Below are 12,338 nucleotides of genomic sequence, written 5' to 3' on the forward strand. Positions count from 1 at the left end.
TCTGAACTACCTCGGCAGGTTTCGGACTACCTCGCGGGAACCTGGACCACCTCGGTGGGCGCTCAGTCCTCGCGCAGGACGACGACGTCGGTGGGCTCGAGGTGCAGCGGGTCCCCCGCAGCGACCCGGCGGCCGGTGAGCAGGTCCGTGCCGGAGGCGTGCGCCGCCACGTCGACGCCGACGGCGGCGTGGTTGAGGACGAACGCCGTCCGGGCACCGTCGTCGCCCACCCGGACGGCGAGCTCCACGTCGTCGGCGTCGGCGTACGGGCCGACGAGCCCGTGCCGGGCGAGGACGCGGCGCACCACCCAGGCGACGCCGGCGTCGTCGAGCCCCGTCGCGACGTACCAGGCCTCGCCGGGCTCGCCGCCGCCCCCGCCGCGGCGGTGGCGGGTGACGGCGGGGGTGCCGGCGTAGAACTCGGCCCCGTACGTGCCGACGACGTCGGCTCCCTGCGGCACGACGATCTCGAAGACGAGGCCGGCGTCGGAGACCAGATCGTCGCCGTCGCCGTCCTTCAGGGTGACCGGGTTGGCGACGCCCGGCTCGGCGGAGTCCGTCTCCTCGACGCGGAGGCCGAACAGGGGGCCGAGCGGGCCGGGGGCGTCCATGAGGAACGCGTTCGCGTCCTCGTCGGCGCGACCCGACCAGTACGACGCGAGCACCGACCCGCCGCGCGCGACCACGCCCTCCAGCCGGTCCGCGACGTCGCCCTTGAGCACGTGCAGCATCGGGGCGAGGACCACGTCGTACCGCGACAGGTCCGCCGTCGTGGCCACGACGTCCACCTGGGTGCCCGCCTGCCACAGCGCGCGGTAGTACGCGAGCACCGTGTCGACATAGCGCGCGTGCCGGTTGAAGCCGTCCGTCATCTCGGCGGCCCACCACGAGTCCCAGTCGAAGAGCAGGGCGACGCGGGCGGGCGTGCGCGCGCCGAGCACGGCGTCCCCGAGCGCGTCGAGCTCGGCCCCGAGCGCCGCGACCTCGCGGAACGCCCGGGTGTCCGTGCGGCCGGCGTGGTCGAGGACGGCGCCGTGGTACTTCTCGCAGGCGCCCTTGGACTGCCGCATCTGGAAGTACAGGACGGCGTCCGCGCCGTGCGCGACGGCCTGCCACGACCACAGCCGCAGCACGCCGGGGCGCTTCACCGGATTGACGTCGCGCGAGGCCGTGATGGTGGGCGTCTGCTCCATGACCCAGAACGGCGCGCCGTCCTTGAGCCCCCGCATGACGTCGTGGGCCAGCGCCATGCGCGCGTGCTCGCGCTGCCCGGGCGGGTAGTTGTCCCACGACGCGAAGTCGAGGTCGGCGGCCCAGCGGTGGTAGTCGATCGGCCGGAACATGCCCATGAAGTTGGTGGTCACGGGCGTGGTGGCGTCGTGCTCCCGGATGCGCGCCTTCTCGTCGCGGAAGTTCGCGAGCATCGCGTCGGACATGAACCGCCGGTAGTCGAGCGTGATGCCCTGGAAGGCGGTGTGGTCGGGCCCGCGCCAGTGCTCGCTGAGCATGTTGGGCGGCACGATCTGCTCCCAGTCGCTGAACGTGTGCGACCAGAACGCCGCGTTCCAGGCGTCGTTGAGCCGCGCCAGCGAGCCGTAGCGCTCCCGCAGCCAGACCCGGAAGCCGGCCGCGCACAGGTCGCACCAGCACCCGCCGTCGAACCCGCCGTACTCGTTGCCCACGTGCCACGCGACCAGGCCTGGGGTGCCCGCGTAGCGCTCAGCGACCCGGCCCGCGAGCTCTGCGGACAGGCGCCGGTAGACCGGCGAGCTGGGGCACGCGTTGTGCCGCTGCCCGAACACGTGCCGCCGGCCCTGGAAGTCCGTGCGCTCCACCTCGGGATGCCGGTGCGCGAGCCACGGCGGCAGCGCGCCGGTGGACGTCGCGAGCACGACGTCGCGCCCGCCCGCCACGGCGCGCTCGACGATCGCGTCGAGCTGGGCGAAGTCGTAGGTGTCCTCGTCGGGCTGCAACGTCGCCCAGGAGAAGACGTTGAGGGTCACTGTGTCGATCGACGCGAGGTCGAACGCCGCGTAGTCGGACTCCCACACCTCCCGCGGCCACTGCTCGGGGTTGTAGTCGCCGCCGTAGCGGATCCGGGTCGCGGCGGGCAGACGGGCTGACATCGGATGATCCTCCGGGGTTGGGGACGGTGCGCGGTCGCGGCGCGGGGTCAGGCGACGAACCGGTGCCGGACGTCGTCGAGCACGGGCTGCCCGGTCCGGAGCAGGAACGCGAGCCAGGCGGCGGCGACGACGGCGAGCACCACCTCGCCCGCCAGCCACACGACGCCGCCCGCCACCACGACGAGCGCGAGCAGGCCGACGGTGACGAGCGGCCGCCGCCCGAGGTAGTACACGGACAGCCGGGCCACGTCACGGGCCCGGAACGAGAAGAGCGACGCGAGGAGCAGCGCCTGCAGCGCCCAGAGCAGCACGGCGAGCCCGACGACGCCGAGCACGACGACGTACGCCACCGAGATGCCGGCGGTCTCGCGGTGCACGACGCACGTCGCGACGACGCCGAGCGCCGCCGTCGCCGGGACCCACAGCCGCAGCACGTCGAGCCAGCCCAGCCGCAGCCCGCGCGCGAACGCCCGCCCCGGGGCGGGCTCGTCGGCGCCCGCTCGGGCGTGCAGGGCGAAGACGCCGGCGGACAGGAAGGGCGCCGCCGGCACGAGGCAGAGCGGGACCAGGAGGGCATTGCCCGTGGACCGGTCCAGGAGCGCGAGCAGCACGAGCGTCGGGACGTTTCCCAGCGCCACGAGCACCCCCACCACCAGGTACCAGTAGATCCGCGCGGTGACCCGGCCGAGGACGCCGTCACCGAATTCCCGGACCGACCCGCCGGCCCCCGCGGCCATCACGCGACCTCGTGTCCCGGCCGGTGCCCGGGATCCCGGCCGAGGATGCGGGCGTCGTCCAGCCACGCCGGCGTCTCGTCGTGCACCGGGTCGATCTCGACCAGCGTCACCTCGTGCCGGGCGAGCGTGATGGCCAGGTCGACCCGGCCGTCCACGACGTCGAGCGAGGTGTGCGAGCGCCCGGGGACGGACGCCTCGTGCAGGAGGTCGAGCTGCCGCGCGGTCGGGGACGCCGGGCGGCCGAGGTGCCGCCACGCGGTGACCGCGTTGCCCTCCTCGTCGTTCACGCGCGACCGGTGCACCGACGCGCGCCGGGCCGACGGGTCCGCGACGGGGATGCTGAGGCGCACCTCGTGCCGGCCGGGCTCGTCGGGCCCGGCCGTGCCGGCCACGGGCTGCCACGCGAGCACGGTGACGCGCCCCCGGTCGTCCCGCGTGACCAGGTGGTCCTCGCCGCGGTGCAGCAGCTGGTCGCCCATCCGCGCCATGAACGCGTACAGGTGGAAGACGGGCTTGCGCAGCTGCCGGTGCCCGAGCATCCCGAAACCGCCGTGGAAGATCGACGTCGGGACGTTCTCCTCCTCGAAGACGTCGCAGAACGTCCAGTAGGAGAAGGAGTCGACGAGGTCGCCACCCTCGGAGAGCACCGGCGCCAGGGCCGCCGCCTGGTAGGCGGTGTCGTGCACGGGGTTGTCCGGGCGGTAGCTGGTGCTGAACTCGGTGACGTGCGCGGGCACCCCCTCCAGGCGGGTGCCGGCCAGCAGCTTCGCCGGGGCGGCGAACTGGTCCAGCAGGTTCCGCGGGTGCCGCAGCGTCTGGTAGGTGCCGAACGGCACGTGCTGGGCCGGCCCGGTCGTGTACGCGTGGAACGACACGAAGTCGACCGGCACGTCGCGCGCCTCGACGAACTCGGCGAACGGCGCCCACCAGTCGTCCGCGCCGGGCGAGATCGCGGGCCCGCCTACCTGCAGGTCGGCGTCGACCTCCTTCACGGCCGCCGCCGTGACCTCGTAGAGCCGGAAGTAGGCCTCCTGCGACGCGCCCTGCCAGAAGACGTCGAGGTTCGGCTCGTTCCACACCTCGATCGGCCACCGCCGCACCTCGGCCAGGCCGTAGCGGTCGACCGCGTGCCGCACCACCGCCTGCACCAGTGCCGCCCACTCGCGGTGGTCGCGCGGCGGGGTGACGTTGCCCCTCCACCAGAACACCGTCTGGTCCCCCGACGCGAGGGCCGACGGCATGAACCCCAGCTCCAGGAACGGCCGGATGCCGAGCGCCAGCCACGAGTCGAGGATCTGGTCGGCGTAGGTGAAGGAGTACCGGGTGCCGCGGTGCCCGGCCGCGTCGTACGGGCGGTGGATCCCGACGTCGTCCGACAGGAGCCCGTGGCCCCGGAGGTACCGGAACCCGATCTCCTGCTGCACCACGGCGAGCGACTCCTGGTAGTCCCGGCGCAGCGCGAGGTTGAGGCGGCCCGTGCCGACGCACTGCCGCCACGCGTCGGAGAGCGTGGCGGCAGGCGCGTCGGGGACGACGACGGGGATCAGGGGTCAGCCCTCCTGCCGCGCCAGGGCGGTGTTGTAGGTGTCCACGAGCTGCGTCGCACCGAGACCGTCCATCTCGGTGACGTACGCGTCCCACTCGTCGAGCGAGCGCTGACCCGTGATGAACCCGGCGGTCGCAGCCTCGACGGCGTCCTTGAGCTGCGTGTCCAGCAGCGACGCCTGCTCCAGCTCCATCTCGTCGAGCCGAGCGGCCGGGGCGACCGGCAGGACCTCCTTGGACTCGAGCACGGCCCGCGTCCACTCCTTGACCTCGTCCGACATCACGGACTCCAGCAGGTCCTGCGACGAGCCGTTCGCCAGCAGGAACACCCCGTTGCTGTAGCCGAAGTCGGTGTTGAGCTTCTTGGGGGCGTCCGCGTTGATGGCGTTGTAGCCGATGTCGTCGTTCAGGGTGCGCACGCCGGAGCCGTCCTTGCTGTACGTCTCCCCGTCCACGCCCCACTGGGCGAACTCCATGCCCTCGTCGGAGTAGTACTGCCAGTCGATGTACTGCAGCAGCGCCTTGAAGTGCGGGTCCTCGGCCGCCTTGCTCGAGATCATCAGCCCGGAGGAGAGGCGGCTCGCCGGCAGGTTGCTGCCGGCCGGGCCACCGGGGATCGTGAGCAGCCGCACGTCGACGTCCTTCTTCGCGTCCGCGAGCGCCTGCCGGTAGACGGTGATCTCCTGCGTGTTGCTGGTGACCGCGGCCGACTTGCCGGAGACGAACTTCTGCTTGGCCTGGTCGTCGGACTGCGTGATCTCCGGGTCCATGACACCGCTGTCGACCCAGCCGTGCAGGGTCGAGACCAGCTGCTTGTAGGCGTCGCTGGAGCCGTTGAAGACGAACTTCCCGGAGTCCTGGTCGTACCAGGTGTTGTTGTAGCCCCAGCCGCCGGCGGCGGCGTAGTTCGGCCCCATGGTGTTGAGCAGCGCGCCGTTCGTCTGGGTGTCCGTCCAGCGGTCGGAGAACGCGTAGTCGAGGCCGGGGTTGGCGTCCTGGACCTTCTTCAGGTCGTCGCCGAGCTCGTCCCAGGTGGCCGGGTCCTCGGTGATGCCCGCCTTGGACCACATCTGCTCGTTGACCATGACGGTGTACTGGACGTCGGGGATCTCACGGATGCCCGGCAGGATGTAGTACTTGCCGTCGTCCTGACGCAGGTTGTCGAACTCGGCCGTCAGGTCCCACTTCTCGATCTTCTCGCTGAGGTTCGGCATGTAGTCGAGGTAGTCCGACACGGGCAGGAGGGCACCGCCCGAGACGAACTGGGTCTCCTGGCCGGGGTACGTCACCGGCATGAGCTCGGACCCCTCGCCGGACCCGATGAGCAGCGCCTTCTTCTGGTCCCAGTCGGCCAGCGGGATGTCCGTGCGGTCGAACGTGACGTTCTGGTCGCTCTCGAGGTGCTGGAAGATCGACCAGTCCTCCTTCACCGGGTAGTTCGGGTGGTCCCGGTACATCAACGAGAACTCGACGGGCTCCGTCGCCTTGAACGTCGTGCCCGCGGCGAAGTCGTCCATCGCGCCGACGGAGTGCTCGTCGTCGATGGTGACGGCGGCGCCTTCGGTGGCACCGTCGTCGTCACCGCTGCCGCCGTCGGTGCTGCACGCAGCGAGGCCCAGGGCCAGTGTCGTCAGCGACACGGCCGCGACGGCCGCGCGCATCCTGGTGTTCTTCATGTCTCTCCTCGTGTGTCGAGCGTCGTCGCTCTGGAGCGGGGACCTGCGTTGGGGGGAGCCTTGACCGGCGGCGGGCGCCGTCAGCCCTTGACGGACCCGAGCATCACGCCCGAGACGAAGTACCTCTGGATGAAGGGGTAGAAGCAGATGATCGGCAGCACGGTGAGCAGCATCGTCACCGACTGGATGTTGGCGCCGATCTGGATCGCGTCCGTGCCGGCGGCCGCCGCCGGCGAACCCGACGCCGCCGCGATGAGGTTCCGCAGGTAGACGGTGACCGGGAACAGCTCCTTCTGGTCCAGGTAGAGGAAGGAGTTGAACCAGGAGTTCCACAGGCCCACCGCGTAGAAGAGCGTCATCGTGGCGAGCACGGCCTTGGACAGCGGGAGCACGATGCGCCCGAAGATCCCGTAGGTGGTGAGGCCGTCGATCGCTGCGGCCTCTTCGAGGTCCCTCGGGAAGTTCTCGAAGAACGACTTCATGACGAGCAGGTTGAACACCGAGATCGCGCCGGGCAGCACGATCGCCCACATCGTGTTCCGCATCCCGAGGACGTCGGCGACGAGGATGTAGTTCGGGATCAGGCCGCCGCTGAAGAACATCGTGAAGACGGCGATCCCCACGAAGAATGTGCGCCCCTTGAGCTCCGGGCGGCTCAGCGCGTACGCGTAGGGAGTGGTGAGCACCATCGAGATGAGCGTGCCGACCACGGTGTACACGATCGTGTTCTTGTAGTTGACCCAGAACAGCGAGTCACCCATGACCACGCTGAACGTCTCGAGGTTGAACCCGCGCGGGAGGAGGTTGACCTCGCCCGCGGCGATGAAGCCCTCCGACGAGAACGCCTTCGCGACGAGGTTGACGAACGGGTAGAGCGTCACCGCGCACACGATCAGCAGCACGACCACGTTGCCGATCTTGAAGGCCCGGTACCCGGGCGTGTCCTTGACCGTGGTCGGTTCCGTGCGGACGGCGGCGAGATCCGGGGTCGGGGTGTCGGTCACCACAGCGAGGCTCCAACCATGCGGCGCGACGCGTAGTTCGCGGAGAGGACGAGGGCGAGCCCGATGAGGGCTTCGAAGAGGCCGATGGCCGTGCCGTACGAGAACTGGGCCGACTGGATGCCCACGCGGTACAGATACGTGGAGATCACGTCGGCGGTGGAGTAGATCAGGGGGTTCTGCAGCAGCAGGACCTTCTCGAACCCGACCGCCATGAAGGAGCCGATGTTGAGGATGAGGAGCACCATCATGGTCGGGCGGATCCCCGGCAGGGTGATGTGCCAGGTCTGCTGCCACCGGTTCGCGCCGTCGATCCGCGAGGCCTCGTAGAGCTGGTCGTCGACCGTGGTCAGGGCGGCGAGATAGAGGATGGTGCCCCACCCGACCGTCTGCCACACCTCCGAGCTCACGTAGATGCTCCGGAACCAGTCGGGCTGCTGCATGAAGGCGACGGGATCGCTGCCGAAGAGCCCCATGATCTGGTTCACGGTGCCGTTGACGGACGTGAGCTGCAGGACGAGGCCGGCCACGATGACGATCGACATGAAGTGCGGCAGGTAGGAGATCGTCTGCACGATCTTCTTGAACCGGCGCGACCGTAGCTCGTTGAGCATGAGCGCCAGGATGATCGGCAGCGGGAAGCAGATGGCCAGCGTCAGCAGCCCGAGGACGACGGTGTTCCCGAACACCTGCCAGAACTGCTGGTTGTGGATGAACATGTCGAAGTAGTAGAAGCCGACCCACTCGTCGCCCAGCGGACTGCCGCCGGGCCGGAACCGGCGGAACGCGATGACGTTCCCGATCATCGGCACGTACTTGAAGACGACGAAGAACAGCACCGGCAGGACGACGAACGAGTACAGCCGCCAGTCCTTGCGCAGCGCCTGCCGCCACGTGGTGCGCGCGCGTCCCACCCGCCGCGGCTCGTCCCGCGGTGGTGGCGACGGCGGTGCGTCGTCGCTCAGCGGCACGGTCGCCACCGTCCCTGCGCCCTGCGCCATGGATCCCCCAGCCCGTCACGTCGTCGTGCGTCCCGACGGTCGCAACCTTGCGCCGTCAGTCCGAAAGTTTCGTCTTCGAAAACGTTCTCTAACTGCGGCTGAGAGTAGGGGCGCTTCGCGAGGACGGTCAAGCACCCCCGAGGTCACGGTCTGGTCACAGCGGTCCGATCCAGGCGCCTGCCGGGCGCATTTCTCCTGGTGTTCCGGGAATTCTCGCCTTCACGGTCCCCGTGCCGGACGACGTCCTGCCGCGCGCCCGGGCCGCCTGACAGCCTGGGTGAAGCACGCCCGCCGTGCCCTCCGGAGCCGTTCAGGTCGTGTACGGTCGAGCCGAAAGTTGCGGTCGAGCGTGCGGCACTCGCGCGCCGCCGCGACGTCGACAGGACGGACGATGAGCGCCCCCACCTCCCGCGGCCCCGCACCGACGATCGCCGAGATCGCTCGGGAGCTCGGCGTGTCCGCACCCACCGTGTCCAAGGTGCTGAACGGCAGGACGGACGTCGCGCCGGCCACCCGCTCCCGGGTCGAGGCGGCGCTCGAGCAGCACCGCTACCGGCGGCGGCGCGCGGCGTCCCCGCCGCTCGGCGCCGGACTGGTCGACCTCGTCTTCCACCGGGTGGGCTCGGCGTGGTCCACGGAGATCATCCGCGGCGTCGAGGACGCGGCCGCCGCGGCGGGCGTCCGCGTGATCCTCTCCGAGCTGGGCGGCACGCACCGCACGCCCGGCGCGTGGCTCGAGACCACGCTCTCCCGCCCGCCCGAGGGCGTGCTGCTGGTCGCCGCCAGCCTGAGCGCCGCGCAGCGGCCACGCCTCACCACCCGCGGCATCCCGTTCGTCGTCATCGACACGGACGGCGAGCCCCCGCCCGACGTCCCCACGGTCGGCTCCGACAACTGGAACGGCGGCCTCGCCGCCACGCGCCACCTGCTGGAGCTGGGCCATCGCCGGGTGGCAGCCATCTCCGGCCCCGGGCACATGCTGTGCAGCCGCGCCCGGCTGGACGGCTACCGCACCGCCCTCGAGGAGGCGGGCGTCGCGTTCGACCCCGCGCTCGTACGGTCGGGGGACTTCGAGGTGGAGTCCGGCTACCGCTCCGGCCGCGAGCTGCTCGACCTGCCCGAGCGCCCCACCGCCGTCTTCGCCGGGTCGGACATGCAGGCGATCGGGCTGCTGCGGGCCGCGCAGGAGCGCGGGATCTCCGTGCCCGGCGACCTGTCCGTCGTCGGGTACGACGACCTGCCCCTCGCGAACTGGACCACGCCCGCGCTCACGACCGTGCGCCAGCCGCTGCTCGAGATGGCGACCACCGCCACGCGGCTGCTGCTCGACCTCGCGCGCGGCGGGACGCCGATGGCGCGGCGGGTGAACCTCGCCACCGCGCTCGTCGTCCGCGAGTCCACCGCTCCCCCGCCGAGGTAGTCCGCACCCTCGCGAGGGAGTGCAGTTCTCGGCGAGGTAGTGCAGATCCCCGCGAGGTCGTGGACTGGACCACCATCTCGCGGGGATCTGCACTACTTCGCGGACCCTCGAACTACCTCGGCGCTCAGCGCTGGACGCGCGCGCTGCCGCCGCCGGCGAGCTTGGCGACCTCGGCGAGGGTCGCGGTCGTCGTGTCGCCCGGCGTGGTCATGGCCAGCGCGCCGTGGGCGGCGCCGTACTCGACGGCCTGCTGCAGCGAGTCCAGCTCCATGAGTCCGTAGGCGAGGCCGGAGGCGAAGGAGTCGCCGCCGCCCACGCGGTCGAAGATCTCCAGGTCGGCGCGGTGCGTGGCCTCGACGAAGCCCTCCGCGCGCGACCAGGCGATGGCGCCCCAGTCGTTCACGGACGCCGACTTCACGCCGCGCAGCGTCGTGGCGATGACCTGGAAGTTCGGGTAGGCCTCGGCGGCCGTGCCGATCATGGCCCGGAAGGCGCCGGTGTCGAGGTCGGTGAGGTTCTCGTCCACGCCCTCGACCTCGAAGCCGAGCGACGCGGTGAAGTCCTCCTCGTTGCCGATCATGACGTCGACATGGTGGGCGAGGCGGCGGTTGACCTCGCGCGCCCGCTCCACACCGCCGATGCCCTTCCACAGGGACGGGCGGAAGTTGAGGTCGTAGGACACGATCGTGCCGTGCTTCTTGGCCGCGGTCATGGCCGCCTCGGCGACGTCGGCGGACGACTCCGACAGCGCGGCGAAGATGCCGCCGGTGTGCAGCCAGCGCACGCCGGAGCCGAAGAGCTCGTCCCAGTCGACGTCCTCGGGCTTCATCTGCGCGACGGCGGTGTTACCGCGGTCGCTGACGCCCACGGCGCCGCGCACGCCGAAGCCGCGCTCGGTGAAGTTGAGCCCGTTGCGCACGCTGCGGCCGATGCCGTCGTACTCGCGCCACTGCACCCAGGAGGTGTCGAGGCCGCCGGTGAGCATGAAGTCCTCGACGAGGCGGCCCACCTCGTTGTCGGCGAGCGCGGTGACGATCGCGCCGCGCAGGCCGAACGCGCGGCGCAGGCCGCGGGCCACGTTGTACTCGCCGCCGCCCTCCCAGACGTCGAACGAGCGGGTGGTGCGCACGCGGCGGTCGCCCGGGTCGAGGCGCAGCATGACCTCGCCGAGCGCGACGGCGTCGTACCGGCACTCGGCCGCGGGGCGGGTGGTGATCGAGGGGTTCGTCATGGTGTCTGCTCCTTGCGGGCTCAGGCGGTGGCGGCGAGGGCGACGGCGTCGGCGGTGCGGCGGGTGATCTCGGCCCAGTCGCCCTGGGCGACGAGGGACTTCTCGACCATCCACGACCCGCCCACGGCGAGCACGGGCGCCAGCCGGAGGTAGTCGCCGAGGTTCGCGGCACTCACGCCGCCGGTCGGCACGAACCGCAGGCCGGGGAACGGCGCGGAGAACGCCTTGATCGCGGCCGGGCCGCCGACGACCGAGGCGGGGAAGAGCTTGACGACGTCGATGCCGAGGTCGAGCGCGGCCATGATCTCGCTGGGCGTGGCGACACCGGGCAGGACCGGCACGCCGTGCTCCTGGGCCCGGCGCACGACGGCTGCCGACAGCCCGGGCGACACGATGTAACGCGCGCCGGCGTCGACGACGGCGTCGACCTGGTCGACGGTGGTGACCGTGCCGGCACCGACGACGACGTCGGTCTGGGTGCGCGCGACGGCGCGGATCGCGTCGATGCCGCCGGCGGTGCGCAGCGTGATCTCGGCGACGGGGAGGCCGCCGGCGACGAGCGCGTCGGCGAGGCGGGCGCCCTCGTCGGCGCCGTCGACCACGACGACGGGCACGAGGCGGTGGGCGCCGAGCGCGGCGACGACGTCGCCGGCCTGGGTCGAGGGGGAAGACATCCGGGCTCCGTTTCGCTATGGTGAACGTCTGTTGTTCACTGCGGAACACCTTAGCGGATCGGCTCCGTGCCGAGGAAGGACCTCGATGACCGCCCCCAGCCCGCTCGGCAGCGTGGACAAGGCCCTGCTCACGCTCGACGCGCTCGCCCGCGCCGGTGCGGGCGGCGTCGCCCTCGCCGACCTCGCCGCCGAGGTGGGCGCCAACAAGTCCACCCTGCACCGCACCCTCGCCGCGCTGCGCCACCGCGGCTACGCGGACCAGCGGCCCGACGGCGCCTACACGCTGGGCCCCGCCGTCCTGTCGCTCGGCGCCGCCTACCTCGCCGAGGACAACCTGCCCGGCCTGCTGCGCCCCGCGCTGGAGGCGCTGCGCGACGAGGTCGACGAGCTCGTGCACCTCGGCACGCTCGCCGGGCAGGAGGTCGTCTACCTCGACAAGGTGGAGCCGCAGCGACCGCTGCGCGTGTGGTCCGCCGTCGGGCGGCGCATCCCCGTCGCGACGACGGCGCTGGGGCGGGCGATCCTGGCCGCGACCCCGGACGACCGGCCCGACACCGGCAAGGACGACACCCTGGGCGCGATCCTCGACGAGGCTCGCCGACGGGGGTACGCCACCGAGACGGAGGAGAACGAGCCCGGCATCGCCTGCGTCGCCGTGGCGCTGGTCCGCGCGGGGCGCCCCGTCGCTGCCGTGAGCATCACCGCGCCCGTGGAACGGATGACGGGGCCCGCACGGGCGGAGCGGGTCACCGCGCTGCGCGACGTCCTGACGCGAGCCCTCCCGGTCGGGCTGAGCCTTCCGGCCGAAGTCTCCCGAGACGCCTAATCATCTGACGTATTCCCGATCAACGATCCGATCTCGACTGTCCATCCGGGCGTGTTCATGAGTACCCTCGCGACCGACGCCGATACATCGGATCTCCACGC

At 71.5% G+C, this 12,338-nt stretch carries 10 protein-coding genes; 2 read left to right on the forward strand and 8 right to left on the reverse strand.

From position 1 onward, the window contains the following. Positions 1 to 62 precede the first annotated feature (62 nt). From B5Y66_RS16245 to B5Y66_RS16270, 6 genes are all read right to left on the reverse strand, one after another. Complete coding sequence (locus B5Y66_RS16245; protein WP_079575568.1) at positions 63 to 2,126, reverse strand: beta-galactosidase; 2,064 nt, start codon at positions 2,124 to 2,126, stop codon at positions 63 to 65. A gap of 47 nt (positions 2,127 to 2,173) precedes the next feature. Continuing rightward, complete coding sequence (locus B5Y66_RS16250) at positions 2,174 to 2,863, reverse strand: hypothetical protein (RefSeq protein WP_079575569.1); 690 nt, start codon at positions 2,861 to 2,863, stop codon at positions 2,174 to 2,176. Next, entirely contained in the window at positions 2,863 to 4,410 is a 1,548-nt protein-coding gene (locus B5Y66_RS16255) for a GH39 family glycosyl hydrolase (protein WP_139820938.1), read from the reverse strand. The genes B5Y66_RS16250 and B5Y66_RS16255 overlap by 1 nt, the downstream gene beginning before the upstream one ends. Before the next feature lie 3 nt (positions 4,411 to 4,413). Then, on the reverse strand, positions 4,414 to 6,084 hold the full coding sequence (locus tag B5Y66_RS16260; protein ID WP_079575571.1) for an ABC transporter substrate-binding protein: 1,671 nt from the start codon (positions 6,082 to 6,084) through the stop codon (positions 4,414 to 4,416). Positions 6,085 to 6,164: 80 nt separating this feature from the next. After that, a complete protein-coding gene (locus B5Y66_RS16265) occupies positions 6,165 to 7,091 on the reverse strand; it encodes a carbohydrate ABC transporter permease (protein WP_079575572.1) in 927 nt (308 codons plus the stop codon). Continuing rightward, positions 7,085 to 8,086, reverse strand: a complete 1,002-nt coding sequence (locus B5Y66_RS16270) for an ABC transporter permease (RefSeq protein ID WP_079575573.1) — start codon at positions 8,084 to 8,086, stop codon at positions 7,085 to 7,087. The genes B5Y66_RS16265 and B5Y66_RS16270 overlap by 7 nt, the downstream gene beginning before the upstream one ends. A gap of 391 nt (positions 8,087 to 8,477) precedes the next feature. On the opposite strand from B5Y66_RS16270, the gene B5Y66_RS16275 reads away from it, so the two are divergent. Next, positions 8,478 to 9,506 (forward strand): LacI family DNA-binding transcriptional regulator, encoded by a 1,029-nt coding sequence (locus tag B5Y66_RS16275; RefSeq protein ID WP_079575574.1) that lies wholly within the window; start codon positions 8,478 to 8,480, stop codon positions 9,504 to 9,506. Positions 9,507 to 9,630: 124 nt separating this feature from the next. Here the strand turns inward: B5Y66_RS16275 and B5Y66_RS16280 are convergent, their stop codons facing one another. Both B5Y66_RS16280 and eda read right to left on the reverse strand, forming a co-directional pair. Next, the gene (locus tag B5Y66_RS16280; protein ID WP_079575575.1) at positions 9,631 to 10,737 is read right to left on the reverse strand and encodes a sugar kinase; all 1,107 of its coding nucleotides are present in this window, start codon (positions 10,735 to 10,737) and stop codon (positions 9,631 to 9,633) included. Between the two features lie 20 nt (positions 10,738 to 10,757). Further along, positions 10,758 to 11,411 (reverse strand): bifunctional 4-hydroxy-2-oxoglutarate aldolase/2-dehydro-3-deoxy-phosphogluconate aldolase, encoded by a 654-nt coding sequence (gene eda, locus B5Y66_RS16285; RefSeq protein WP_079575576.1) that lies wholly within the window; start codon positions 11,409 to 11,411, stop codon positions 10,758 to 10,760. Between the two features lie 85 nt (positions 11,412 to 11,496). Between eda and B5Y66_RS16290 the strand changes: the two genes are divergently transcribed. Beyond that, entirely contained in the window at positions 11,497 to 12,237 is a 741-nt protein-coding gene (locus B5Y66_RS16290) for an IclR family transcriptional regulator (protein ID WP_079575577.1), read from the forward strand. Positions 12,238 to 12,338 lie beyond the last annotated feature (101 nt).

The organism is Krasilnikoviella flava, from assembly GCF_900167525.1.
GTDB classification, from domain to species: domain Bacteria; phylum Actinomycetota; class Actinomycetes; order Actinomycetales; family Cellulomonadaceae; genus Isoptericola; species Isoptericola flavus.

Coding starts and splice junctions, on each gene's coding strand:
- B5Y66_RS16245 (WP_079575568.1), bottom strand. CDS start 2,126: ATGTCAGCCCGTCTGCCCGCCGCGACCCGGATCCGCTACGGCGGCGAC.
- B5Y66_RS16250 (WP_079575569.1), bottom strand. CDS start 2,863: ATGGCCGCGGGGGCCGGCGGGTCGGTCCGGGAATTCGGTGACGGCGTC.
- B5Y66_RS16260 (WP_079575571.1), bottom strand. CDS start 6,084: ATGAAGAACACCAGGATGCGCGCGGCCGTCGCGGCCGTGTCGCTGACG.
- B5Y66_RS16270 (WP_079575573.1), bottom strand. CDS start 8,086: ATGGCGCAGGGCGCAGGGACGGTGGCGACCGTGCCGCTGAGCGACGAC.
- B5Y66_RS16275 (WP_079575574.1), top strand. CDS start 8,478: ATGAGCGCCCCCACCTCCCGCGGCCCCGCACCGACGATCGCCGAGATC.
- B5Y66_RS16280 (WP_079575575.1), bottom strand. CDS start 10,737: ATGACGAACCCCTCGATCACCACCCGCCCCGCGGCCGAGTGCCGGTAC.
- eda (WP_079575576.1), bottom strand. CDS start 11,411: ATGTCTTCCCCCTCGACCCAGGCCGGCGACGTCGTCGCCGCGCTCGGC.
- B5Y66_RS16290 (WP_079575577.1), top strand. CDS start 11,497: ATGACCGCCCCCAGCCCGCTCGGCAGCGTGGACAAGGCCCTGCTCACG.